At 68.7% G+C, this 24,499-nt stretch carries 21 protein-coding genes; 10 read left to right on the top strand and 11 right to left on the bottom strand.

Annotated elements, in window-relative coordinates:
* Positions 1-11: 11 nt before the first annotated feature.
* From ACI3KT_RS05160 to ACI3KT_RS05150, 3 genes are all read right to left on the bottom strand, one after another.
* Positions 12-1,535 (bottom strand): Rv2578c family radical SAM protein, encoded by a 1,524-nt coding sequence (locus tag ACI3KT_RS05160; RefSeq protein ID WP_404902905.1) that lies wholly within the window; start codon positions 1,533-1,535, stop codon positions 12-14.
* Between the two features lie 58 nt (positions 1,536-1,593).
* Complete coding sequence (locus ACI3KT_RS05155) at positions 1,594-2,133, bottom strand: SRPBCC domain-containing protein (RefSeq protein WP_404902904.1); 540 nt, start codon at positions 2,131-2,133, stop codon at positions 1,594-1,596.
* Positions 2,134-2,224: 91 nt separating this feature from the next.
* Positions 2,225-3,430 carry a trans-sulfuration enzyme family protein gene (locus ACI3KT_RS05150; RefSeq protein ID WP_404902902.1) on the bottom strand — a complete coding sequence of 402 codons (1,206 nt, stop codon included), beginning with the start codon at positions 3,428-3,430 and terminating at the stop codon, positions 2,225-2,227.
* 97 nt (positions 3,431-3,527) lie between these two features.
* On the opposite strand from ACI3KT_RS05150, the gene ACI3KT_RS05145 reads away from it, so the two are divergent.
* The gene (locus tag ACI3KT_RS05145) at positions 3,528-3,971 is read left to right on the top strand and encodes an Lrp/AsnC family transcriptional regulator (RefSeq protein WP_307294155.1); all 444 of its coding nucleotides are present in this window, start codon (positions 3,528-3,530) and stop codon (positions 3,969-3,971) included.
* Positions 3,972-4,015: 44 nt separating this feature from the next.
* On the opposite strand, the gene ACI3KT_RS05140 is transcribed toward ACI3KT_RS05145, so the two are convergent.
* Together ACI3KT_RS05140 and ACI3KT_RS05135 are read right to left on the bottom strand one after the other, a co-directional pair.
* Positions 4,016-5,425 carry an aldehyde dehydrogenase family protein gene (locus ACI3KT_RS05140; RefSeq protein ID WP_404902900.1) on the bottom strand — a complete coding sequence of 470 codons (1,410 nt, stop codon included), beginning with the start codon at positions 5,423-5,425 and terminating at the stop codon, positions 4,016-4,018.
* Complete coding sequence (locus tag ACI3KT_RS05135) at positions 5,422-6,477, bottom strand: homoserine dehydrogenase (RefSeq protein WP_404902898.1); 1,056 nt, start codon at positions 6,475-6,477, stop codon at positions 5,422-5,424. The genes ACI3KT_RS05140 and ACI3KT_RS05135 overlap by 4 nt, the downstream gene beginning before the upstream one ends.
* Positions 6,478-6,769: 292 nt before the next feature.
* Here ACI3KT_RS05135 and ACI3KT_RS05130 point away from each other — a divergent pair, with 292 nt between their 5' ends.
* The gene (locus ACI3KT_RS05130) at positions 6,770-8,245 is read left to right on the top strand and encodes an amino acid permease (protein ID WP_404902896.1); all 1,476 of its coding nucleotides are present in this window, start codon (positions 6,770-6,772) and stop codon (positions 8,243-8,245) included.
* A 110-nt stretch (positions 8,246-8,355) separates the two neighbouring features.
* Positions 8,356-9,105, top strand: a complete 750-nt coding sequence (locus ACI3KT_RS05125; protein ID WP_404902895.1) for an IclR family transcriptional regulator C-terminal domain-containing protein — start codon at positions 8,356-8,358, stop codon at positions 9,103-9,105.
* A gap of 8 nt (positions 9,106-9,113) precedes the next feature.
* On the opposite strand, the gene ACI3KT_RS05120 is transcribed toward ACI3KT_RS05125, so the two are convergent.
* Positions 9,114-9,899 (bottom strand): IclR family transcriptional regulator, encoded by a 786-nt coding sequence (locus ACI3KT_RS05120; protein WP_404902893.1) that lies wholly within the window; start codon positions 9,897-9,899, stop codon positions 9,114-9,116.
* A 63-nt stretch (positions 9,900-9,962) separates the two neighbouring features.
* Between ACI3KT_RS05120 and ACI3KT_RS05115 the strand changes: the two genes are divergently transcribed.
* The 5 genes from ACI3KT_RS05115 to ACI3KT_RS05095 all read left to right on the top strand — a co-directional run bounded on the left by ACI3KT_RS05115 (position 9,963) and on the right by ACI3KT_RS05095 (position 16,905).
* Complete coding sequence (locus tag ACI3KT_RS05115) at positions 9,963-10,892, top strand: M15 family metallopeptidase (RefSeq protein WP_292907557.1); 930 nt, start codon at positions 9,963-9,965, stop codon at positions 10,890-10,892.
* A gap of 121 nt (positions 10,893-11,013) precedes the next feature.
* Positions 11,014-12,177, top strand: a complete 1,164-nt coding sequence (locus ACI3KT_RS05110) for an acyl-CoA dehydrogenase family protein (RefSeq protein ID WP_292907559.1) — start codon at positions 11,014-11,016, stop codon at positions 12,175-12,177.
* A 238-nt stretch (positions 12,178-12,415) separates the two neighbouring features.
* Positions 12,416-13,972, top strand: coding sequence for a glycosyltransferase family 2 protein (locus ACI3KT_RS05105; RefSeq protein WP_404902892.1), 1,557 nt, complete (start codon positions 12,416-12,418; stop codon positions 13,970-13,972).
* Between the two features lie 64 nt (positions 13,973-14,036).
* Positions 14,037-15,371, top strand: coding sequence for a glycoside hydrolase family 26 protein (locus ACI3KT_RS05100; protein ID WP_404902890.1), 1,335 nt, complete (start codon positions 14,037-14,039; stop codon positions 15,369-15,371).
* Positions 15,372-15,480: 109 nt separating this feature from the next.
* Positions 15,481-16,905 (top strand): UDP-glucose/GDP-mannose dehydrogenase family protein, encoded by a 1,425-nt coding sequence (locus tag ACI3KT_RS05095; RefSeq protein WP_307294179.1) that lies wholly within the window; start codon positions 15,481-15,483, stop codon positions 16,903-16,905.
* Positions 16,906-17,001: 96 nt separating this feature from the next.
* Here the strand turns inward: ACI3KT_RS05095 and ACI3KT_RS05090 are convergent, their stop codons facing one another.
* The 5 genes from ACI3KT_RS05090 to ACI3KT_RS05070 are packed head-to-tail and all read right to left on the bottom strand — an operon-like array spanning position 17,002 to position 22,048.
* Positions 17,002-17,700, bottom strand: coding sequence for an ECF transporter S component (locus ACI3KT_RS05090; protein WP_404902888.1), 699 nt, complete (start codon positions 17,698-17,700; stop codon positions 17,002-17,004).
* Complete coding sequence (locus ACI3KT_RS05085; protein WP_404902887.1) at positions 17,697-18,572, bottom strand: siderophore-interacting protein; 876 nt, start codon at positions 18,570-18,572, stop codon at positions 17,697-17,699. The genes ACI3KT_RS05090 and ACI3KT_RS05085 overlap by 4 nt, the downstream gene beginning before the upstream one ends.
* Positions 18,573-18,582: 10 nt before the next feature.
* A complete protein-coding gene (locus ACI3KT_RS05080) occupies positions 18,583-19,389 on the bottom strand; it encodes an energy-coupling factor transporter transmembrane component T (RefSeq protein WP_404902885.1) in 807 nt (268 codons plus the stop codon).
* Positions 19,386-21,110: an ABC transporter ATP-binding protein gene (locus ACI3KT_RS05075; RefSeq protein ID WP_404902883.1), complete on the bottom strand. Its 1,725-nt coding sequence runs from the start codon at positions 21,108-21,110 to the stop codon at positions 19,386-19,388. Before ACI3KT_RS05075 ends, ACI3KT_RS05080 begins: the two co-directional genes overlap by 4 nt.
* 50 nt (positions 21,111-21,160) lie before the next feature.
* On the bottom strand, positions 21,161-22,048 hold the full coding sequence (locus ACI3KT_RS05070) for a helix-turn-helix transcriptional regulator (protein WP_404902881.1): 888 nt from the start codon (positions 22,046-22,048) through the stop codon (positions 21,161-21,163).
* 101 nt (positions 22,049-22,149) lie between these two features.
* Here ACI3KT_RS05070 and ACI3KT_RS05065 point away from each other — a divergent pair, with 101 nt between their 5' ends.
* Positions 22,150-23,382 (top strand): multidrug effflux MFS transporter, encoded by a 1,233-nt coding sequence (locus ACI3KT_RS05065; protein ID WP_404902879.1) that lies wholly within the window; start codon positions 22,150-22,152, stop codon positions 23,380-23,382.
* Between the two features lie 11 nt (positions 23,383-23,393).
* Complete coding sequence (locus ACI3KT_RS05060; RefSeq protein WP_404902877.1) at positions 23,394-24,419, top strand: zinc-binding dehydrogenase; 1,026 nt, start codon at positions 23,394-23,396, stop codon at positions 24,417-24,419.
* The last annotated feature ends 80 nt before the right edge of the window (positions 24,420-24,499 follow it).

The following is a 24,499-nucleotide window of genomic DNA, read 5'->3' as shown; positions in this document are numbered from 1 at the left end:
ACGGCGCGCGTTCAGAAGAGCATCGGCTGTGCCGGCGCGGATGCTGCGACGCGAATAGGGCGCACCGGCATCCGTCCGAACCCCCTGCCGCTCGCCGGCTCGACCTCGATCTCGTCGTACCCGTCGAGCCGGTGCATGCGGATCAGCGGTCGCACGCGTTTCGACAGCCACTGCCGGTAGGGCTTGGGCGCCTCGGCCGACATCCCCGGATACAGCCCGCGATACGACGACAGCAGATCAGGGCGGAACTCGCCGAGCCACTGCATGAACCACGGCTTCACACCGGGCCGCAGATGCAGGACGCCGTAGATCACGCGCACCGCTCCCGCCGCCTTGATGCGGGCCAGCGCCGTGTCGATCGCGTCGACCGAGTCGGTCATGTGGGGCATGATCGGCATCAGGAAGACGGTCACCCGGAACCCGGCATCCGTGAGGGCCCGCACCGTGTCGAGCCGCGCCTGCGTCGTCGGCGTGCCCGGTTCGATCGCCTTCTGCAGATCGTCGTCGTACATCGCGATCGACATCTGAATGTCGACATGCACGCGCTGCGCCGCCTTCACCAGTTGCGGGATGTCGCGCCGGATCAGCGTGCCCTTGGTGAGGATCGACATGGGCGTGCCGGATGCCGCGAGCGCCTCGATGATGCTCGGCATGAGCTTGTAGCGGCCCTCGGCGCGCTGGTACGGATCGGTGTTCGTGCCGAGGGCGACGAGCTCGTGCTGCCAGCTGCCGCGCCGCAGTTCTTTCTCGAGGATCTCGGCGACGTTGACCTTGACGACGATCTGGGAGTCGAAGTCGGCTCCGCCGTCGAGGTCGAGGTACTCGTGGGTTCCTCGAGCAAAGCAGTTGTGACTGATCACTCCGTTGGCGATGAAATCCCCGGTGCCCGTCGTGATGTCGAGCAGGTCGTGCTCCCCCTCGAGCGGAACGATCTCGACGACGCGCAGATCGGCGACGGTCTTGACCGCTGTCCTCTCGACCGAGATGCTGTCGACACCGATGCCGAATCCCATGAGCCGGTTATTCAGAGTGAGGTGGGGACGCTGCCCGGTCTCCGCATCCGTCACGTGCTTCCATCCTCGGTCAGTGAGGAAACGGTGGTCTCCGCTGGCGACGAGCTGCGTGCCGTCGGCGAGGCCGACGCGATACGCCGGTTTCCGGCTGTCCCATTTCGCCGTGATCGTCGTTCTCACGTACCGTCGGTAGGCGCCCTGGACTTCGGTGCCGATGATCTCATCGCCGATCTCGAGATCGCGAAGCGGCCGCTGGCGCCCGTCGGCGCACAGGATCCGCGTGTCTGGAGACAGGCAGTACACGCAGGCATGACTGCATCCGCGATAAGGGTTGATCGTCCATGAGAACGGCATCTGCGAGGCGCCGGGAACCTTGTTCAGCGCCGACTTCGAGAGCACCTCGTGGAAGGTCATCCCGGCGAACTCGGGAGTCGTGACGGTGCGGAGGATGCCGGCACGGTTCTCGAGGCCGGGCAGGGCGGCGCTATCCGTGTCTCCGAGCTTCTGACCCTGCCAACGCATGCTTTATTCGAACAAAGAAGCGAACAGATGTCAAGCCGACATCGAAACTATCTTCCCATCACGAGGCGGTGGGCGGCTTGACGTCGAGGGCTGCGGGAAGACCGTTGAGTCGCAGCGCCGTGCCCGTGCGCAGATGCGGCAGGTCGGCGCTGCCGTCGCCCGTCCGCACGAGGAATGCCGCCTGCTCGGTCCACGTCAGTGTCGTGCCTCCCTCGGGCGCGTCCTCGAGCGTCACGGTCACCAGGGAGACCCATCGGGTCACGTCGTCGACGATCGCCTCGTACACGAACACGATCCGTCGGTCCGGAACGATGTCGAGATAGCGCGATCGATTCCGCACCGTCTCGACCGGCACGCCGGGCAGAGAGAAGGTGCTCCGTGCATCCTCCCCGCCGCCGACCCGGAAGTCGTGATCGTAGGTGGCGCCGCCGCCCGGCATCCTGACCCATCGCCTGCGGCGTCGATCGTCGGCGAACCCAGCGAACACCTCGGCGCGGTCCAGGTCGAACGTGCGCGTGATGGTGAAGGTGTCGTGAGCGATTCCCGGGCCGGGCGTGGCTGGCACCTCGAGTGCGGGCGAGGGGTGCGTCTCTGTCATGTCGGCGTGCCGTCTCTGGTCGTCGTGCGGAAACCCTGCTTGTGAATGCAACACGCGGCGCCCGCGGGTGCTTCCGGCACGACGCGGCGAGTCAGTGCGAGAACGTCGCGTCGAGCGCGGCTGCGAGATCGTGCAGCAGGTCGTCGGCGTCCTCGAGGCCGACCGAGAGGCGGAGGTGACCGTGCGTCCGGAACGGCTCTGGATAGGCGGCGACTCGACCGCCCTCGGTGCCGGTGTGCACGATCAGCGAATCGTCGTGACCGAGCGAGAACCCGGAGGTGATCAGACGGAGGTTCGCGACGAAGCGGTTCTGCACATCGGGCGACCCCTTCACTGCGAACGCCATCATGCCTCCGAAGCCGCGACCTTCGAACTGCCGCACGGCGAGGGCGTGATCGGGGTGGGAGTCGAGCCCAGGGTAGGCGATGTACTCCACGCGAGGATCGTCGGCCAGCATGTCGGCTATCCGGGCGGCCGACGTGAAGTGCTGACGCAGACGCAGAGGGAGCGTGACGGTTCCGCGCTGGATCTGCCAGGCGTTGAAGGGCGAGATGATGCCGCCGACGTCGACCATCGCGTCGGCCTTGATCGGCTCGATGAGCTCGTGACGGCCTGCGACGGATCCGCCCATCGCGTCGCCGTGACCGTTCAGGTACTTGGTCAGCGAATGCACGACGAGGTCGGCCCCGTTGCGGATCGGCCGGAAGAACGGCGGCGGGGTGAACGTCGAGTCGACCATCAGGAGCGCTCCGCCGGCATGGGCGATCTCGGCGATCGCTGCGACGTCGGCGACCTTCGTGGTCGGGTTCGCGATCGCCTCGATGCACACGAGTCTGGTCTCCGGACGCATCGCGGCCCGCACCGCATCGAGATCGCTCACGTCGACGAAGGTCGCCTCCAGTCCGTAGCGGCGCGGGAGCAGTTCGGTCCACAGCCGCCAGGTCGCCTCGTAGACGACATCGCTCACCACGACGTGGTCGCCGGCGCGCACGTGGGTGAAGAAGACCGCGTGCAGCGCGGCGACGCCCGAGGCGAGGGCGACGGCTTCTTCGGCCTCGTCCAGAGCGGCGAGCTTCTGCTCCAGCGCGGCCTGGTTCACCCCGGTGTTGCGCGTGTAGAGACCCGGCGCCGTGGCGGACCAGCTGATGTCGCTCGGATCGTCGGGGAGCTGATACGAGTTCGCCATGACCAGCGGGGTGCGCAGCGCCAGCGTCGAGTCGAGTTGGATGCCGGCATGCACCGCCAGGCTCAGATCCGAGAGGGTGCGGGGGTCGTGGCGGTCAGGACGCGCGTGCATGGATGCTCCTTCGCTCCGCGATGCGCGGATGGTTCTGTGTCGATCTTAGAGTGCATAATAAGCACAGACAATTGCTGATAATGCACGGGAGGCGCAGATGAGCGAGCATCGTCTGGACGAGATCGATCGCCGCATCATCGCGGCGCTCACCGAAGACGCGCGAGTCCCGCTGGTGTCGCTCGCCGCCCGCGTGCATCTCTCGCGCAACGCCGTCAAGCAGCGCATGGACCGCATGGAACGCGAGGGAGTGATCGCGGGATACACCGTCGTCTCCGGGCGCGCGGGTCGTTCGCGGGTGTCGGCCATCGTCATGGTGTATCGCAGCGACAGGATGCGCGGGGGAGGGGTGATCGCCGAGATCTCCCGCATCCCTGAAGTGCGCCGATGCGATGTGATGTCGGGGGATTTCGATCTGCTCGTGTCGCTGGAGGCGGAGTCCATGGACCGCATCGGGGAGATCTGGGAGATGCTCGCCGCGCTGCCCGGGGTGTCGAACACGGTCACGGCGGTCTCGCTCACCCGCGTCATCGACCGCGAGTGAGCGGTGGGCGGAGGCTGCGCAGCATCCGCCCGCCCACTCCTGCATCACAGCGCGATGCAGGTCACCTTCGGCTGCGTCATCTCCTCGAAGGCGAACCGCACGCCTTCTCGGCCCATGCTCCCGTACTTGGCACCGCCGAAGGGCATGCTGTCGACGCGGTAGTCGGAGGAGTCGTTGATCATCACCCCGCCGGCCTCCAGCGACTCGGCGACGCGCAGCGCGCGGGTGACGTCCGAGGTGAACACGGCCGCGTGCAGCGCGTACTCCACGTCGTTCGCGCGCGCGACGGCCTCGTGCTCGGTGTCGAACGGCATGAGCGCCACGACGGGGGCGAAGACCTCCTCGGTCCACAGTCCGCTCGTCGCGTCGACGTTCTCGACGGCGGTCGGCCAGTACACCGAGCCCTCACGGCGATGCCCGGCGATGACGCGGGCGCCGGCTGCGACGGCATCGTCGACCGCGGCCTCGGCGCGCTCCGCCGCGGCCTGGGAGATCATCGGACCCACATCGACCGAGGGGTCTGCCGGGTCACCGGCCGTGAGAGACGAGGTCCGCGCCGCAAGGCGATCTCGGAACTCGTCGTACACGGGGCGCGCGACGAGGAGGCGCTGGGCGCCCACGCAGTTCTGCCCCGCGGCCCAGAACGCACCGGAGACGCACGCCTCGACGGCCGCGGGGATGTCGGCATCTGCGAACACGAGCACGGGGGCGTTGCCGCCGAGCTCCATCGCGAGCCTCTTGAGACCGGCGGCGCGTGCGATCGCCTCGCCGGTCGCGAAACCGCCCGTGAACGACACCATGCGGATGTCGCGCACCGAGACAAGCGCCTGCGCCAGGTGGCGGTCGCCGTGCACGAGTGTCACGATCTCGTCGGGGAGGCCGGCGGAAGTGAGCACCTCGACGAGCAGCTGCGCGGTCAGCGGGGTGAACTGCGACGGCTTGAGGATCACCGAGTTGCCGCCGGCGATGGCGGGTCCGAGCTTGTGCGCGACGAGGTTGAGTGCGTCGTTGTACGGCGTGATGGCGAGGATCACGCCCAGCGGCTCCCGGGTGTACCAGCCGCGCCGATCGGCCGAGCCCTCGTACGCGTCGAAGGGGATGACCTCTCCCTGGAACGACCGCGCGGTCTCGGCCGAGAGCGACAGGGTCGTGATCGCCCGGCCGACCTCCTTGCGCGCCTGGACGATCGTCTTGCCTGCTTCGCGCACGATGAGCGCCGAGGCCTCGTCGGCACGATCCTCGAGCAGTCGCGCGGCACGGGCGAGGATGGCGTGCCGCTCGAACCGGGTGAGCTCCCGCGACAGCGACGCCCCGAGGCGGGCGCGCGCCATGATCTCAGCGACGTCTGCGGCATCGCTCTGCACCACCCGGCCGATGATCTCGTCCGAGAAGGGATCACGGACGGTCAGCAGCGAGTCCGCGGGAGCGGGCGGAAGCACGGTCTGCAGGCTCATCGTGCAGCCCCGGCCAGAGCGGTCTGGTGCGCGTCGATCGCGATGATGTCGGAGAGCAGCGCGTACGCCGTCTCCATGCGTCCGGCACCCGGGCCGGAGATCGTCACCGTGCCCAGCAGATCGGTGGTGAAGGCGACGGCGTTGGTGGCTCCGGAGATTCCGGCCAGAGGATGCTCGGCCCCCAGCGCGAGCGGCTGGACCGATGCCGTCACCGATCCCGACTCGTCGCGGGCGATCGAGCCGACCAGCTTCCAGCGCTCGCCGTCGGCCGCAGCCGCAGCGACGTCGTGCTCGGTGATCCCGCTGATGCCCGTGCGGCTCACGTCGGCCGTGGTGATGCCGGCGCCGAGGATCTCGTTGGCGAGGATGACGACCTTGAGCTGCACATCCGATCCCTCGACATCGGCGGTCGGATCGGCCTCCGCGTAGCCGAGCGCCTGAGCCTCGGCTACGGCGGCGTCGAGAGAGGACCCCGCCTCCATCCGCCCGAGCACGAAGTTGCTGGTGCCGTTGAGGATGCCCTGGATGCTCGAGATCTGCAGGCCCTTCAGCGTCTCCGCAGCGAGACGCAGCACGGGAGTGCCGCTCATCACCGAGCCCTCGTACTCGAACCGCACGCGGTGCGCCTCGGCCAACGCCGACAGCTCGCGGCCGGCCAGAGCCACGGGGCCCTTGTTGGTCGTGGTCACGCTCTTGCCCGATTCGAGGGCGGCGCGCACGTGCGAGACGGCCGGTTCCCCGTCGATCGGGTTCGTGAAGGTCGCCTCGACCACGATGTCCGCTGTCGTATGGCGGATGACGTGTTCGTTCTTCGGCTCGGAATCGCCGCCGGGCATCCCGGCGAAGCTCTGGTCACCGGTCATCGAGAGTACGGCGGCGAGATCGATGCCTTCGCTCTGCATGAGCGACCCGAAGCGCAGGTCGGTGATCGCCACGACGCGCAAGGTGCAGCCGATGTCCGCGGCGAGGCGCTCGCCGCGGGAGTGGATGATCTCGGCGAGCGCCCGGTTGACGCCTCCGAAGCCGATGAGAGCGATGTCGTGGTGGCTCACGGGGTTCTCCAGTTCGTGATGGGGATGCCGCGCGGCGACGCCGTGCGGGGCAGATTTCCATCGTCGGCTCGGGTGATGTCCGTGCGCCCCTTCCGGAACGGCCGCGGACATGGGCGCATTGTCCGTCGCGATGACGGATCGCCCGCTCTGGCCGAGAGCGGGCACGGATGCGGAACGGGTTCTTGTGGGATGCCGCGTCGCCGGGGTAGTGTCCCGGCAACCCACAAAAAGATGCATCATAAACACAAGGATGTGAATATGATGCACATAGCACCCGATTGCGAGTTTCCCGATGACGCCACTCCCCGGGGAGAAGACCCTCCCCAATGCCCTGCCGCACACCACGGCTACCCAGGTGCCGCTGAGGCGTCTCCAGCGCACGATGGACGCGCGGCACCTCATCATGATCGCGCTCGGAGGCGTGATCGGCTCCGGCCTCTTCCTCAGCTCCGGGTACACGATCTCGCAGGCCGGCCCTCTCGGCGCGATCATCGCGTACCTCATCGGCGCGGCCGTCGTCTACCTCGTCATGGCGTGCCTCGGTGAGCTCGCTATCGCCTACCCGGTCTCCGGGGCGTTCCACATCTACGCCGCGCGCTCGATCGGCCCCGCAACGGGCTTCACGACCGCGTGGCTCTACTGGCTGTGCTGGGTGGTGGCGCTCGGATCCGAGTTCACCGCCGCCGGTATCCTCATGCAGCGATGGTTCCCCGGCGTCGCCGTCTGGGTCTGGTGCCTCGTCTTCGCCGCCGTGCTCTTCATCCTGAACGCGATCTCGGCGCGAGTCTTCGGCGAAGCCGAGTTCTGGTTCTCCCTCGTCAAGGTCGTCGCGATCGTCGCGCTGATCGTCCTGGGCGCCGCGGCGGTCTTCGGCTTCACGCCGCTGTCAGCCGAGCATCCTCCTGCCCTGCTCTTCAGCAACTTCGAGACACCTGGCGGGCTCTTCCCCAACGGATTCAGCGGCGTCCTCATCACCTCGCTCGCCGTCTTCTACGCCTTCAGCGGCTCGGAGCTCATCGGAGTCGCCGCCGGCGAGACCAAGGACCCGGCGAAGAACATCCCGAAGGCCCTGCGATCGACGGTGCTCCGGCTGGTCGTGCTCTTCGTCGGCGCGATCGCGGTGGTCGCCGCGATCCTCCCGTATGACCAGGCCGGCGTCACGAGCAGCCCCTTCGTCGACGTCTTCCAGTACGTCGGGGTGCCGTTCGCGCCCGACATCATGAACTTCGTCATCATCACCGCGCTCCTCTCGGCGGGGAACAGCGGGCTCTTCTCCTGTGCGCGCATGCTGTTCTCCCTTGCCGAGGAAGGGCACGCTCCGAAGGCGCTGACCCGCCTCACGAAGCGCGGAGTTCCGATCATCGCCCTCAGCGTCAGTATCCTGATCGGCATGGTCTCGCTGCTCACCAGTGTCATCGCCGCGGGAACCGTGTACCTCGTGCTCGTGTCGATCGCGGGTTTCGCGGTCGTGGCGGTGTGGATGTCGATCGTCGCCTCGCTGTACTTCCACCGGCGAAAGTTCGTCAGAGAGGGCGGGCGCGTCGCCGACCTCGCGTACCGCACTCCGCTGTACCCGGTTCTGCCGATCGTCGCCTTCGCACTTCTGCTGGTCTCGGTCATCGCGATCGCGTTCGACCCGAACCAGGTCGCCGCGCTCTACTTCGGCCTGCCGTTCGTCGGCGCGTGCTACCTGTACTTCTGGTGGCGGCACGGACGCAAGGGCCACGCGACTGCCGTGGACCACGAGTCCGAATCCGACGGGGTCTGACTGCTCCGCACTGATCGACGGACGAGCGGGACGCTCCTGCGCAGGGGGCGGCGGCCACGCCGGCCCCTGCGGTTAGGCTGGCGGTCTCGACGCGTGGAGGAGATCGCACGGTGGCATCATCATCGCTGACCCAGGGGCTCGCCCTCCTGGCCGCCGCCGTCGAACAGGAACGCTCCGCTCGTCCCGGTGTCACGGCTTCCCGCCTCGCGGAGTACACGGGCATCGAGCGGAGCCGGGTCTCCCGCCTCAGCCGCGAGCTGAGCGAGCGGCGGCTTCTCGAGCGCGACGGCGACGCGCTCTTCACCGCCGGCGCGGAGTTCTTCCGCACTGCGGCTGCGCTCAACGTGTCCTGGCTGCGGGAGTCGCGTGTCGCGCTCCGCTCCCTCGCATCCGCTCTCGGCATGAACGCGTTCATCACCGTCGCCGAGGGAGTGCGCGGCGTGGTCCTGAGACACGAGACCGCCGCGGAGGGTCCCGATCGCTCCCTCAGGGACGGCCTGGTGACGCCGATCTGGTGCACCGGAGCGGGGCGGGCGCTGCTGTGGGATCACGGGCGCGCCGACATCGAGACCCTGCTCCACGACGTGCAGTTCGTCGGGGTGGGCGGACCGACTGCGCCGCGTTCTGCGGACGAGGTCGAGCGGGTGCAGGAGCGCGACCGTGCGGCCGGATTGATTTCCGCACGGGAGGAGTACGACCAGGGCGTGGACGAGTTCGCTCTTCCCATCCGGCATGGCGGCGCGGTCATCGCCTCGATCGCCGTGCGCGGCCGGCACACGGCCAAGGGGCCGAGCCGGCGGACCAGGATGCTGCTCGAGCAGTTCTCGCAGCAGCTCAGCGATATCGCAGAGCGCGGCTGAGCCTCATCTCACGAGCTTCGCGGCGCACCGAGGGCGTCTGAGAGGGCGGTCGCCGCGCGGGCACACGCCGCACCGCACTCGGCCGCACGCGCCGACATCGCCTCGCGTGCACCCACCACCTGGATCGCGGCGACGACCTCTCCGCGGAAGTCCCAGACGGGAGCCGCGACCGAGTACAGCCCCGGCTCCGCCTCCTGATCGACGATCGAGTAGCCGCGGCTGCGATCGTCATCGAGCCTCGACAGGAACTCCTCGATCGACAGCGGCGTCCGCGGCCCTTGCGGCGAGAACTCGGTCGTCTCGAAGACGGCGCGGACCTCTTCGTCGGCCGCGTCCCAGAGCGTCGCCCGCCCGGCATCACTGCAGTAGGCGGGATATGCGCGCCCGATCCACGAGCCGATCATCCGCGAGGCAGCTGGCAGGCTCTCGAGCATCGTGAGCGTCGTCGCGCCCTGCAGCACGCTCAGGAACGCGGCCTCGCCCAGCTCGGCGGAGAGGCTCTGCAGCACGGCGAGGCCGTGCACGCGCATCCTCTGCGCCGTGAGCTCCTGCGCGGTCGCGTACCACCCCCAGGCGAGATCGAAGGAGCGATCGGCGCGACGCTCGATCAGGCCGCTGTCGGCCAGAGTGGCCAGGGTGCGCGACACCTGGGAGCGCTCGCGGTCGAGCACGCGGGCGATCTCCGCCACCGTCGGCTTGCCGCCGTCTCGACGCAGCGCGGTCAGCGCGGTCAGAACGTCCATGCCGCGACCCATGCTCGTCGAAGGGGAGACGGACTCTCGGGCTTGCGGCATGCAATGAGGCTACAAGCATGCGTCCGCGTTGGCGTCGTCCCCGCGGTCGGCGACAATGGAGTCATGCATCTTCCGCGGCAGCCCCAGCACGCGCCGCCGCGTTCCCCGATCCACGGTCCCGCGCTGCCGATCGGGCTCGCGGTCACGGCGATCGGCATCCTCATCGCGATCGGCACGGCGCCGACGAACGGAGCGTCCGCCGAGCAGACGATGCCCGAACCCAGCGTCGTGGAGGCGGTGCCGGGGATCGAGCTGGATGCGATCGCGGCAGCCGATCCGTGTTCCGAGCCCGCCGTGCAGGCGGCCATCGCGAGCGCGGATGACGCCGCCACCATCGCCGCGTTCGGCGGGGGTGAGAGCTTCCGCGAGGCCGTCGTCGCCGGCAACGCCCCGTGCATCGCCCTGAACGACCCCTCGCACGTCTGGGTCGTGGTCAACAAGGCGCGGCCGCTCGACCCGATCGACTTCACGCCGCAGCCGCTCACGGCGGCGCCGCTGCAGCTCACGACCGGGTCGGGGCAGGCACGATCCGATGTCGCCGCAGCCGTCGGCGAACTCGCAGCGGGGGCTGCGGCCGACGGCGTGGGGCAGATCGGCGCCAACAACGGCTATCGCTCCTACGACCTGCAGGTTCGCACTTACGCCTCGCACGTGCGGGCGGAGGGGCAGGATCACGCGGATGCCGCATCCGCGCGGGCCGGGCACAGCGAACACCAGACGGGTCTGGCCCTCGACCTCGTCGCGTGCGCTCCCTGCGGCGGCATCGAGGCTTTCGGCGCGACGCCACAGGGCGCCTGGGTTGCCGAGCACGCGTGGGAGTACGGCTTCATCGTGCGCTACGAAGACGGATCGACTCCGATCAGCGGATACATGCCCGAACCATGGCACGTCCGCTACATCGGCGTCGAGCTGGCGGAGGCGTACCACGCGGGGGGCTTCCACACGCTCGAGGAGTTCTTCGGGCTGCCGGCCGCGCCCGATTATCTGCAGTGAACAACGCAGGGCCGCAGCATCCGCCGATCGCGGTACTGAGTCTCACCAAATGTGGAATCAGTTCTCATTCCGACATAGAATCTCGGGAGCAACGACGCACGAGACTCATCGGAGGACCCCCATGGAACGCGACATCTACGAAGAGGACCACGAGGCCTTCCGCGACCTCGTCAAGGACTTCGTCAAGCGCCACGTCACGAACGAGGCGATCGAGAAGTGGGATGCCGCGGGTGAGATCGACCGCGAGACCATGCTGGCGGCGGGAGAGGCCGGTCTGATCGGACTCTCCGTCCCCGAGGAGTTCGGCGGCGCGGGAATGCTGCAGGACTACCGCTTCCGCACGATCGTGATGGAAGAGGTCATTGCGTCCGGTGCGGGCTCGCTCGCCGGCGCCTTCGGCATCCAGGACGACCTGGCCGTCCCGTACCTCGTGCACATGGGCACGCAGGAGCAGAAGGAGAAGTGGCTGCCGCGCATGGCCACCGGCGAGGTGCTCGGCGCTCTCGCGATGACCGACCCGGGCGCCGGCTCCGATCTGCGTGGCATCAAGACCAACGCGAAGAAGGTCGACGGCGGCTACATCCTCAACGGCGCGAAGACCTTCATCTCCTCGGGCACGACGGCCGACGTCGTCGTGACCTTCGTCAAGACCGGCGAGGGCAACCGTCCCGACGCTTTCAGCCTGCTGCTCGTCGAGAAGGGCATGGAGGGCTTCGACCAGGGCAAGAAGCTCCGCAAGATGGGCTTCCACGGCTGGGACACCGCCGAGCTCAGCTTCACCGACGTGTTCGTCCCCGACGAGAACCTCATCAGCGGCAAGGAGGGCCAGGGATTCATCCAGCTCATGCTGAACCTGCCGCTCGAGCGTCTGTCGATCGGTGTGGCCGCCGCGGCCGCCGCGCAGGCAGCGCTCGACTGGACCGTGGCCTACACGAAGGATCGCGAGGCGTTCGGCGAGCGCATCGCCGACTTCCAGAACACCCGCTTCCGGCTGGCTGACATGTCGGCCACGACCGACGCGATGTGGGCGTACATCGACCGCGCGCTGCTCGCGTACAAGGACAAGAAGCTCACTGCGGAAGACGCGGCGAAGGTCAAGTTCTGGGCGACCGAGCGCGAGTGGGAGGTGCTCGACACGGGCGTGCAGCTGCACGGCGGCTACGGCTACATCATGGAGTACCCGATCGCGCGGGCCTTCACCGACGCCCGCGTTCACCGCATCTACGGCGGAACGAACGAGATCATGCGCGACCTGGTGGGTCGCCAGATCGTCGGCAAGCGCTGAGCCGAGGAGGGATGAGAGGGCGGATTCCCCCTCTCTGACATCCCAATATTCTGCCGCCTGAGCAGGGATTAAATCCGCGCTGTCCGCCAAATGGCGGACAGCGCGGATTTGTTAACGGCGTATGACGAATCTCGTCAGAAGCTTGCGCGCGGTCGCGAGTGCTCTCACACTCGGCCTTACCGAAAGCGCCCCCAGCGTCGCGGGCTCCACCAACCGTTCGAACTGTTGAGGGAGTGCGATGTTCATCTTTCTGCTGCAGCTGAGGAACATGCTCGGGGGGTATCCCGAGCTGTACCTCTTCGTCGTGTACTCGGCACTGATCTGGGGCCTGTGGCTCACCAAGCTCCTGATCAGCCAGCACTACCGGCCGTACACCGAGCCGCACAGAGCCGGCACGAGCGTGATCATCCCGGTGGTCGACGAGCCGCTCGACCTGTTCCGCGACGTTCTCGGGCGGATCATCGACCAGAACCCCGACGAGATCATCGTGGTGATCAACGGTGCGCGCAATGTCGGCCTCGAAGAGGTCTGCGCCGAGTTCGCCCCGAAGGTGCGCTGGGTGCATACGACGATCGCCGGCAAGCGCAACGCGGTCAAGGTCGGCGTCGAGCTGTCTTCGTATGAGATCTCGATCCTGGTCGACTCCGACACGGTCTGGACGCCCGGGGCGCTCGAGGAGCTGATCAAGCCCTTCGCCGACGAACGCGTCGGCGGAGTCACAACCCGCCAGCGCATCCTCGAGCCCGAGCGGCGGTGGATGACCCGCTGGGCCGACTGGCTGGAGAACTCCCGCGCGCTCTACGCGATGCCGGCGCAGAGCGTGCTCGGGCAGGTGGGATGCCTGCCTGGACGCACGATCGCGTTCCGCCGCGAGATCCTCGTCCGCGTGATGGACAGGTTCATGACCGAGAGGTTCATGGGCGTGTTCCTCGAGGTGTCCGACGACCGTACGCTCACGAACCTCACCCTCAAGGAGGGTTACCGCACGGTCTATCAGCACACCAGCCTCGTCTACACGGATGCTCCGACCCAACTGGGGAAGCTGTTCAAGCAGCAGCTGCGCTGGGCCCGCGGCAGTCAGTACAACACCTTGCGGATGCTCCCCTGGATGCTCGCGCACGCCCCGATGCTCGCGGTGTTCATGCTCATGGACATCGTGCTGCCGTTCCTGCTCGCCGGCGTGATCGCGGGCTGGGTGTACCGCGCGGCGCTCGGAGCCGGGCACAACTTCTACGAGGCGATCCTCGAGGAGTTCGGCGTCGGATCAGGGCTGATCTGGGTGGTGGCGCTGATCGTCGTCTCGTCGGTGCTGAGCATGGCGATCCGGCAGCTGCGGCATCTCTCGGAGAAACCCAGCGACTTCCTGCGGCTGCCGGTCTTCATCCTCGCGTCGACGTTCTTCCTCATGCCTGTTCGACTCATCGGGTTCTTCCGAATGGGGCATGTGGCCGGCTGGGGGACCAGGGCGGGCGCCTACACCGCAGGTCAGGACGATCCGGGCGACAGCATCCGCGGTGCTGACCCGGAGAGCGAGCGGATGCTGCAGGAGCTGCGCGATCTCTCCGACGGCGTGAAGGTCTCCCCTGAGTCGAGCACGGCCGATCCGGTATCGACGTCGACGGGATCGACAGCGGTTCTCGTGAAGACCTCTGCTCCGCTTCGCCGCAAGACCATGCAGGACGTGCCGGCGGCCGTCGAACGCCGACGGCTGAACCCGAAGGCCGCGTGGCCGTACGTCATGGGGTTCACGATCTTCGGATTGGAGGCGATGTTCATTGTCCTCGGCACCGCGTAATCAGAGCTGGTGGGCTGCCACCCCCGCGGCAGGTCGCCGCGGGCTCATCGGAGGAGCCCTTCTGGTGGTCTCCCTCGTCATCGTCAGCGTCTTCGTCTGGGTGAGCCCCGGCGGAGCCACCCCGCCGCCGAGCCTCGACGCCCAGCTCGCCGCCAGCCAGACGGAGAACGCCGAGCTTCAGGAGAAGCTCGACGACGCTCAGGCGAAGCTGGATGCCGCCGGCAGGAAGGGCGACAAGTTCACCCCGACTCCCAGCCCGACTCCGACACCCGCTCCGACGCCCACGGCGGCGCCCGATGCCCCGACCATTCCCGAGTCCGAGACGATCGTGGTGTACCGCGATGCGGAGAGCGAGGGACAGCCGCACCCGACATCCCCGCCCAAGCCGACCGTGCCGGTGGCGCCCGAGACGGTCACGGCCCCCTCGATCGCCAGCATCCTCGCGCCGGAGTCGCGCTATTTCGGGATGTACACCTCGCAGGCGCCGTTCGATTTCGCCACCTTCGATGATGCCGCGATGGATGCCGGCAGCCGGCAGTCCCTCGTGGGCTACTTCGGCGGCTGGGATCAGACCTACCGCGGCGACGTGGTCACCGCGTCATGGAAGCGGGGGCTGCTGCCGATGCTCACCTGGGAGTCGCGGCCGATCAGCGCGCCGAACGACCAGACCGTGCTGCCGGAATACTCGCTGCCGCGCATCCTCGCCGGCGACTTCGACGCCTACCTGCATCAGTACGCGAAGGACATCGTGGCCACCGGGCTCCCGCTCGCGATCCGGCTGGATCACGAGATGAACGGCACCTGGTATCCCTGGTCGGAGCAGAAGAGCGACGGCTCATCGCTGAACGGCAACGGTCCTGGCGACTTCGTCGCGATGTGGCGCCACGTCCACGACATCTTCGCGGCGGAGGGGGCGAACCAGTTCGTGATCTGGACCTGGGCGCCCAACATCGTCAACAACCTGCCCACTCGTCATCAGGACGTGTCGTACCTGCAATCGCTGTACCCCGGTGACGAATACGTCGACCTGGTCGGCGCGTCGGGGTACCTGCGCACTCCGTTCAAGCCGGAGAACGACTTCACGTTCGGGTACACGTTCGACGCCACTCTGGATCAGCTGCGCGCGATCACCGACAAGCCCATCATCATCGCCGAAGTCGGGGCGACCGAGACCGGCGGGCACAAGGCCGCATGGGTGACGTCGATGTTCGACGCGTTCGCCGATCCCGCGAATGACGACATCATCGGCTTCGCCTGGTTCAATCTCGCGGTCACGACCATCAGCGGAGGCGAGCGCGTCACGAACGACTGGCGCATCGATTCGCGGGCCGATTCGCTCGCCGCGTTCGCAACGGGGCTCGCCGATCCGGCTGGTCGCTTCCGCCTCATCCCCTATTGATCCGCTCCGGGGAGCGTCGGCCGACCCGCCCAGCGGTCTCGGCCCCGTCCCCTCGACCGCACGTCCGCACCACCCATCGCTCGACTCGTGTGAACTGGAGGGAAACATCATGAAGACGAAGAACGCGCACCAGATACACATCACCCCGCTGCCGTCGGAGGATCGATCCGCCCCATTGCGGATCAGCGTGATCGGCACCGGCTATCTCGGCGCCACCCACGCCGCAGCGATGGCCGAACTCGGCTTCGACGTCATCGGCGTCGACACCGATCCGACGAAGATCGCGGCGCTGGAGCGCGGCGAGGTCCCCTTCTTCGAACCGGGCCTGCCCGAACTGATCTCCCGACATGTCGAGACCGGGCGCCTCTCGTTCACGACGGATCTGCGAGCGGCCGTGCAGGCCAGCGATGTGCATTTCATCTGCGTCGGCACGCCGCAGCATCCGTCCAGCCATGCCGCCGACCTGCGCTTCGTGGATGCCGCGACCCGCGCGGTGGCCGAGAGCCTCGGCCACGATGGGCTCATCGTCGGCAAGTCGACGGTGCCGGTCGGCACGGCGGCGCGGCTGAGGGAGATGGTGGCCGCGACTGCGTCGCCGGCCGTGCACGCAGAGCTCATCTGGAACCCCGAGTTCCTTCGCGAGGGGCTGGCCGTGGAGGACACCCTGCGGCCCGATCGTGTCGTGATCGGGGGAGCATCGCCGTGGGCGGAGGAGCGGATGCGCCACGTCTACGGCACGGCGATCGCGGCCGGGGCGCCATTCGTCGCCTGCGATCTGCCGACCGCCGAACTCGTGAAGGTGAGTGCGAACGCTTTCCTCGCGACGAAGATCTCGTTCATCAACGCGATCGCAGGTCTCTGCGAGAAGGCGGATGCCGACGTCTCGGTGCTTGCCGACGCGATCGGCTACGACGCGCGGATCGGTCGGAAGTTCCTCAACGCCGGGTTGGGCTTCGGCGGCGGGTGCCTGCCGAAGGACATCCGGGCGCTGATGCACCGAGCCGGTGAGCTCGGGGCGTACTCGGCCGTGAAGCTCATGCAGCAGGTGGACGAGATCAACATGGACCAGCGCCAGCGGGTGATGGACATCACGCTCTCCGCTCTCGGCGGATCGGTGCTGAACGCGCGTGTCGCGGTGCTCGGGGCGGCGTTCAAACCCGACACCGACGACGTACGTGATTCTCCGGCTCTCAACGTCGCCGCGGCCCTGCACCTGAGGGGGGCTCTCGTGACGATCTACGACCCTGCGGCCGGGCCCACCGCCAAGCGGATCTTCCCGACGCTCAGTTACGCGGATCGCATGGACGACGCTGTGCGTGGAGCAGACATCGTGCTGGTGCTCACGGAGTGGGAGGAGTTCCGCGCCGCCGACCCGGCGCGAGTCGGCGCGCTGGTCGAGCGTCGCGCGGTCGTCGATGCGCGCAACTGCCTGCCCGCCGAATCGTGGCAGGACGAGGGCTGGGCGTACTGGGGTCTCGGGCGTCTGGGCACTGCCTCTGCGGCAGAGGTGGGCAGTCGCGTCAAAGCCGCCTGATCGAGCCCGACGAGCGTGTGCGGGGAGCGCCTGATCCCCTCGCACGCTCGTGCGGTCCGCGGCAGCATCGGGTGCAGATGCCTTGAGTGCGCGGGGTTACGGGCGCGAACGCCGGGGTTGCGGGAGCCGCCCGCCGACGCCGGCCCTGCGCAGCCGGTCGGCGATGAGGATGCCGAGAGCCGTGGCCCCCACGCAGCTCGCGAGCGTGACCGCGAAGAACAAGACCTGGTACCAGAGGCCGAACGCTCCCAGGTCGAACGACGCCCACGCCATCACGGGGTAGACGACGCTGACGACCAGCGCGCCGATGTAGTGCATCCAGGTACCCCAATAGCGCCAGATCACGAAGAGGAACGGCAGCTCGGCGAACGCGGCCCACCACAGGTTCGTGAGGACGCTGCTGAAGCCGTAGCCGGAGAACGGCACGATCACGAGGCCCGCCAGCAGGCCGACCAGCATGCCGACCAGGGGACGCCGCAGCAGGCGCAGCCCGATCACCGAGGGCAGCAGCCACAACCCGGCCATCGCGACGCTCACGATCGGCAGCACGGGGAAGAGGATGGTCGACAGCCAGTTCGCCGGGGCGAGCAGCAGTCCGCCCGCGACGCCGAGCGCCGCGCAGGTGAGGAGGATCGCGGTCGGGAAGCGGAAGCGTCCGGCATCCGCTCTCCTCCCGCTCGCGCGTGGTCGATTCTGCATCTCCGCGGGCGGGGCGGGATGCGTTTCCGACCACGCGCCGTCAGGAAGGGGGGTCTGGGACTCGTGGCCGGCGTTCACGGCATCCGTCCCGCTCATGCGAGGGGCTCCGCTGCGGCTTCGCGGGCGGCCTTCGACGCGGGAGACGCCGCGCCGATCTTCCAGTACCCGCAGAAGCTGACGGCGTTCTTGTCGACACCGCGCTCGCCGACCAGATGCTTGCGCACGCCCGAGGCGAGCGACTGCTCGCCTGCCGCGTAGGCGTGGAAGGGCGCGTCGGGCAGGGCGTTCGTAGCCAGTGCCGCCAGGGCGAGCACGCCGGGGGCCGTATCGTGCGGACGTGTGATCCACGTGACGTCGACGCCGTCCGGGTGCGGGAACGCCAGGGCGTCCTCATCAGAGGGCACTTCGATGATCGCCGTGCCGACGGCGGTGGCGGGGAGCGAGGCGCAGATGCCGGCGATGGCCGGAAGCGCCGTCTCGTCGCCGACGAGCACGACCCGGTCGGTGCCTCGCTGCGGATTGAAGGTGAGACCCTCATCGATGATCAGCACGTGCTCGCCGGGCGAGCACGTCTCCGCCCAGCGCGACGCCGGTCCGGCGGTGCCGTCTGCGGCTGAACCGTGCAGCACGAAGTCGACGTCGATCTCGGCGCCGGCGTCGCCCGTCGCCGGACGGTACGCCCGCACGGTGTAGTTGCGCATGACCGGCCGTTCGCCGTCGGGGATGCGCAGGAACTTCAGGTACCCGAACATGCTGTTCGCCTTGGCGGGCACACGCTCGAGCCCGGCGTCTCCGCCGATCGGGAGGAACAGCCGGAACCACTGGTCGTAGCCCATCGGGCGGAACCTCTCGACTTCTCCTCCGCCGAGAGTGACTCTCAGCCAGTGGGCGGAGAGCCGTTCGGTGCGCAGCACGGTGAGGTGGATCAGCTCTGCTGACTCGGGTTTGACCATCTTGCTGAATGCCATCGGGCGCCTTTCAGAGGTTCCAGGAGAGGAGGAAGATCGTTGCGGATGCGGCCAGCACCACCACGATGAAGACGATGTCGCGCGCGCGGAACGGCACCAGATGCCGCTCGGTGCGGGTGGAATGGGCGCCGAAGGCGCGCGAGTCCATCGCGAGGGCGACGCGCTCGGCGTGACGGATCGCCCCGGCCAGCAGAGGCACGATGTACCCCCAGCCGCGGGCGATCCGCGAGAACGGTCCGCGCCCGCCGTGGTGCCCGCGGACGCGGTGCGCGGCGCGGATCACCGAGAGCTCGTGCCCGAAGCGGGGCACGAAGCGGAACGCGGCGAGCGCCGTGTAGCCGATCCGGTACGGCACCCGCAGCTGCTGCACGCTCGCGCGCACCAGGTCGGGGCCGGTCGTCGTGAGCCCGCCGATCAGCGCCAGCGCGACGATCGACCCCAGCCGCAGCGCGGTGGCGAAGCCGATCGCGAGGGCGCCGGAGTAGAGCGTCCAGCCGCCGATCTGCAGGGCGGGGGCGCTGCCGTGCACCTGCGCCGCATCGACCCATACCGAGAACCCGAGGCCGATCAGGAGCATGCCGGCGGGAAGCGCCCCGAACAGGATCGCCGCGAGCCGGCCGGTGAGCCGTGCGCCGACGAGCAGCAACGCGTAGGCGAGGAGCAGGAACGCTGCGGGGGTCGCCAGATCGCGCGCGAACACGAGCAGGATCATGGCCGGCGCGACGGCGGCGATCTTCGAGATCGGGTTCAGGGCGTAGAGGAACTGTCGCGGCGAGGTCGCCACGATCCGCGCGTAGGGGTCGAAGGCGCCGCTCACGAGAGCTCCGCTCGCATCCGCTGCAGCGCGGGCAGACGCAACCCGGCGTCGGCGAACGTCTGCTCGCTCCGGAACAGCTCCTCGGTGGAGCCGGCCGCGTGCACACGTCCGTCGGCGAGGATCACGGTATGGGTCGCGTGCTCGGCGACGAGCTGCAGGTCGTGGGTGACGATCACGATCGTCGTGCCCTCGGCGCGCAGGTCATCGAGCAGGCTGAGCAGTTCGGCGGCCCTCGCGCGATCCTGTCCGAAGGTGGGCTCGTCGAGCGCGAGCACGTGAGGGCGCGTGATCAGAGCGGTGCCGACCGAGAGGCGGCGCTTCTCGCCCCCGGAGAGGAGGAACGGATGCCGGTCGGCCTTGTCCTCGAGCCCGAAGCGGACGAGCATCTCTCGGACGTCGTCGCCGACGGACGGCCCGCGGGCACCGTGCGCGAGTTCGTCGAAGACGGTGTGCGCGATGAACTGGTGCTCGGGATTCTGGAACACGAACCCGATGCGCGCCGCGAGCTCGTGCGGTGAGGCCTTGGCGGGGTCGAGACCCGCGACGTCGACCTGCCCCTTGGGCGGAGGGACGACGCCGGCGAGAGCCTGGATCAGCGTGGTCTTGCCCGCGCCGTTCGTGCCGACGATCGCGGTCAGGCCGCCGGCCGGGATGTCGAGGTCCACGCCGTGCAGGATCTCGCGGCGCCCCTTGCGCACGGTGAGGCCGCGGGCCCGGATGACCGGGTCGTCTTCCGCATCGTTCGTTGAGCGAGCGAAGCGAGACGAGACGCTTTTCTCCGAGCTCGACGTGGGGTGGACGCGTTTCGTCTCGGTCGCTGCGCTCCCTCGCTCAACGACCCGTGAGCGTGCTCGCTCAACGACCGGTGCGGCCGAGAGGACGCGCCCCAGCTCTTCGGCGGTGAGCGGCAGCGGGTCGAACACGATACCGGCATCCCGCATCCGCAGCGCCTCCAGCGTCGCGGCCGGAAGCCATACGCCCATCGCCAGCAGTTCGTCGACGTTGTCACGCAGCACCGGAGCCGCTGGGCCGTCGAAGGCGATACGGCCGGCGCGATCGAGCACGATCACCCGGGTCGCGAATCCCATGGCGGCGTCGAGGTTGTGCTCGACGAGCAGGATCGCGCGGTCGCCGGCCGAGACGACGTCGGCGAGTGCGTCGTACACGTCGTCGATGCCCTGCGGGTCGAGGTTCGCGGTCGGCTCGTCGAGCACGATGAGCGGAGAGCCCATCGCGAGGGCGCACGCGATCGCGAGACGCTGACGGCCGCCGCCGGAGAGTTGGTCGGGGTTGTCGGCGCGCCGTTCCCAGAGGCCGATGCGACGAAGAGCGTCCTCGGTGCGGCGTTGCACCTCGGCGAGCGGAAGCAGCAGGTTCTCGGGGCCGAAGGCGACCTCGTCGTACACGGTGCCGGTGACGATCTGCGCATCCGGATCCTGGAACACCATGGCGACGTGCGTGCTGAGGGTGGGCGTCGGAGTGGTCGCGGCGTCGAGACCGCCGACCTCGACGGCGCCCGTGAGGACGGCCGGAACAGCGTGGGGGATGAGCCCGTTCGTCGCGAGCGTGAGCGTCGACTTGCCCGAGCCGGACGGTCCGAGAAGCAGCACGACCTCTCCTGAGCGGATGTCGAAGTTGACGTGCGCGGGAGCGGGGTCGGCGGCATCGGCGTGGGTGATGGACAGGTCACGCACGCTCAGCAGGGGCGCAGATGGGCGCACGGTGCCCTTCGACAGGCTCAGGGACCCAGGGGTCAGCGAAACGAACCCTTCTAACTTAGCTGAGCCTTACCTATTTCGCCACGCGCGTCCGCCGCCTCCCACGATGCGAGCAGACGCAGCCGCTCCGCCGAGGGCGACCCGGGCTCCGCGCTGTAGATCAGCATCACGTTCCCCGGCTCGGCGGTGAGCGTCAGCTCCTCGAAGGCCAGCACGAGCTCGCCCACCAGCGGATGCCGGAACCTCTTCGTGCCGGTGCCGTGGATGCGCACGTCGTGCGCGGCCCAGAGCTGACGGAACGTCTCGCTGTGCGTCGACAGCTCACCGACGAGGTCCTGCATGGCCTTGTTGTGCGGGTCGCGCCCCGCCTCCGCCCGCATGACGCCGACGCACATCCGCGCCATGAGCTCCCAGTCGGGGTAGAACTCGTGCGATGCCGGGTCGAGGAACTGGAAGCGCGCCAGGTTCGGCATCCGTCCTCCGTCGCCGACCACGAGAGTGTAGAAGGCGCGTCCGAGCGCGTTCATCGCGACGAGGTTCTGCTGCGGGTCGCGCACGAACGCCACGGCCTCGGTGATCGCGTCGAGCGCCCAGTGCAGGCTCGGTCGTGGAGCCGCGGCTTTCGCGACGCGCCCGCGGGAACGTCCGCTCGTCGGGATGCCGTCGGCGGCACGGGCCAGATCGAACAGATGGGCGCGTTCGGCGTCGTCGAGCTGCAGAGCGCGCGAGAGCGCGTCGAGGACGGATGCCGAGGCGCCGGCGATCGCGCCGCGCTCGAGCTTGGCGTAGTACTCCACGCTCACTCCGGCGATCGCGGCGACTTCGCTGCGGCGGAGGCCGTCGACGCGGCGGTTGCCGCCGGCGTTCAACCCCGCGGCTTCGGGGCTCACCCTGGCACGCCGCGACATGAGGAACTCCCGCACCTCTGCTCGATTGTCCATGAACAGCAGGCTAGACCGGCTGCCCGCGCTGTGGGATGCCCTGCCGGTACACCCCTTCTCAGGGACTCCCACGCGATCGCTCGAATGCGGATGCTGGAGTCATGACCACTTCGTCCCGATCGCTCGCCCAGCGGATCCTTCCGGCCCTGCTGCTCCTGCTGACCGTGTTCGGCCCGATCTCGATGGACCTCTACCTTCCGGCGCTGCCCGCCCTCACGCTCGAGCTCTCGGCTGCGACGTCGGTCGCGCAGCTCACCGTCACGGCGTGCCTCGTCGGCCTCGCGGCGGGGCAGCTGATCGCCGGTCCGCTCTCCGACCGGTACGGGAGGCGGGGCATCCTGCTCATCGGCATCGTCGCGTACATCGCGACCTCGCTGCTGTGCGCGGCCAGTCCCTCGATCGAACTGCTGATCGCTGCACGTCTCGTGCAGGGGCTCACCGGCGGGGTCGGCATCGTGATCGCCCAGGCAGCGGGGCGCGACGTCTACGCGGGCGGCGCGCTCATCCGCTTCTACGGCCGGCTCACCGTGGTCGGCGGCTTCGCGGCGATCGTCGGACCGCTGATCGGCGGGCTGTTGAACAGCGTCACGGACTGGCGCGGGCTCTTCGTGTTCCTCGCCGCGATCGGCGCCGTCATCCTCCTGATCACCCTCATCGCCTTCGATGAGACGCTGCCGATCGCGTCGCGCACGGCGGGTGGCCTCGGCCGCACGCTGCGCGACTTCCGCACGCTCGTGAGCGACCGGGTGTTCCTCGGGGCGATCCTCAACCAGGGATTCCTGTACGCCGCGTTGTTCGCGTACCTCTCCGGCGCCACCTTCGTGCTGCAGGACATCTACGGCCTGTCCCCGCTCGGCTATGCGCTCGCCTTCGGCGCGAACTCTGCAGGTTTCATGGTGCTCGGCTTCGTCGCCGGTCGCACCGCCGGCCGTTCGCTGCGCGGCACGTTGAGCGTCGGCATCGTCGTGGCCGGCGCCGGCGCGCTCGGCCTCCTCGCCTCGGGCCTGACCCGGATGCCGCTGTGGGTCGTGCTGGTGTCGCTGTTCCTGCTCGCGGGCGGTGCGGCCGTCACGTCGCCGCCCGCCACCACGATCGCCCTCGTCGAGTATCCGCAGATCGCGGGCACGGCGTCCTCTCTGCTCGGCATGGTGCGGTACGGGTTCGGCGGCATCGCCGCGCCTCTCGTCGGGGTCGCGGGGGCGACCAGCATCCTCCCCCTCGGCATCGTCACGGTCACGTCCCTCGTGCTGGCCGCCCTCGCCTTCGTCTTCCTCGTCCGGCCGGCTCGCGTCCCGCAGCCGATCGCCACGGGGACCATCACCACCATCCATTGAAAGGAACCCTCATGCGCGGAGTAGTCATGCACGCCCCCGGCGACGTGCGCACCGAAGAACTCGACATGCCTGTGATCGTCGAAGCCACAGACGCGATCATCCGCGTCACCGCCACCTGCATCTGCGGATCGGATCTGTGGCCGTACCGCGGCATCGAGCAGTTGAACGGCCCGCAGCGCATGGGGCACGAGTACATCGGCGTGGTCGAGTCGGTCGGCGACGCGGTCGTTCTCGTGAAGCCCGGCGACCACGTCGTCGGATCGTTCGTCGCCTCCGACAACACCTGCGAGATCTGCCGCGCCGGCTACCAGTCGCGCTGCGTGCACCAGGTGATGATGGGCGCGGTCGGCACACAGGCGCAGTACGCCCGCATCCCGCTCGCCGACGGCACCCTGGTCGTCACCCCGGGCGAACCTCCCGCAGACCTCGTGCCCTCGCTGCTCGCGGCGTCCGACGTGCTCGGCACCGGCTGGTTCGCCGCGGTCGCCGCAGAGGCCGGCCCTGGGAAGACCGTGGCCGTGGTCGGCGATGGCGCGGTCGGACTGCTGGGTGCGCTCGCCGCAGCCCAGCTCGGCGCGGAGCGCATCATCGTGATGTCGCGTCACGCTGACCGGCAGGCGCTCGCACGCCGCTTCGGTGCGACCGACATCGTCGAGGAACGCGGAGACGCGGGCGTCGCGAAGATCAAGGAGCTCACAGACGGGCTCGGCGCCCACTCGACGATCGAGGCCGTCGGAACTCAGGAGTCGATGGACCAGGCGATCCGCGCCACTCGCGCCGGCGGACACGTCGGCTTCGTCGGCGTCTCTCACGACGTCTCGATCGACGGGCTCGAGCTGTTCTTCTCGAGCGTGCACCTGCACGGCGGCCCCGCCCCCGTGCGGCGTTTCCTGCCCGAGCTCATCCGCCTGATCTGGGATCGCGAGATCGACCCGGGCGCGGTCTTCGATCTGACGCTGCCGATCGACGAGGCCGCCGAGGGCTACCGCGCGATGGACGAGCGCCGCGCCACGAAGGTGCTGCTCACGACCGATTGACTCACGACGACGCCCCACCTCAGCGTCCGCGCCCCATCTGGGTGACGGCGCCCAGGTGGGGCCTCGGCGGGGGTGGGGAA

The organism is Microbacterium sp. ZW T6_19 (assembly GCF_044987465.1).
Lineage (GTDB): Bacteria > Actinomycetota > Actinomycetes > Actinomycetales > Microbacteriaceae > Microbacterium > Microbacterium natoriense_A.
Note: the sequence above shows the minus strand (reverse complement) of the source record. Positions and strands in the feature narration are given on the sequence as shown.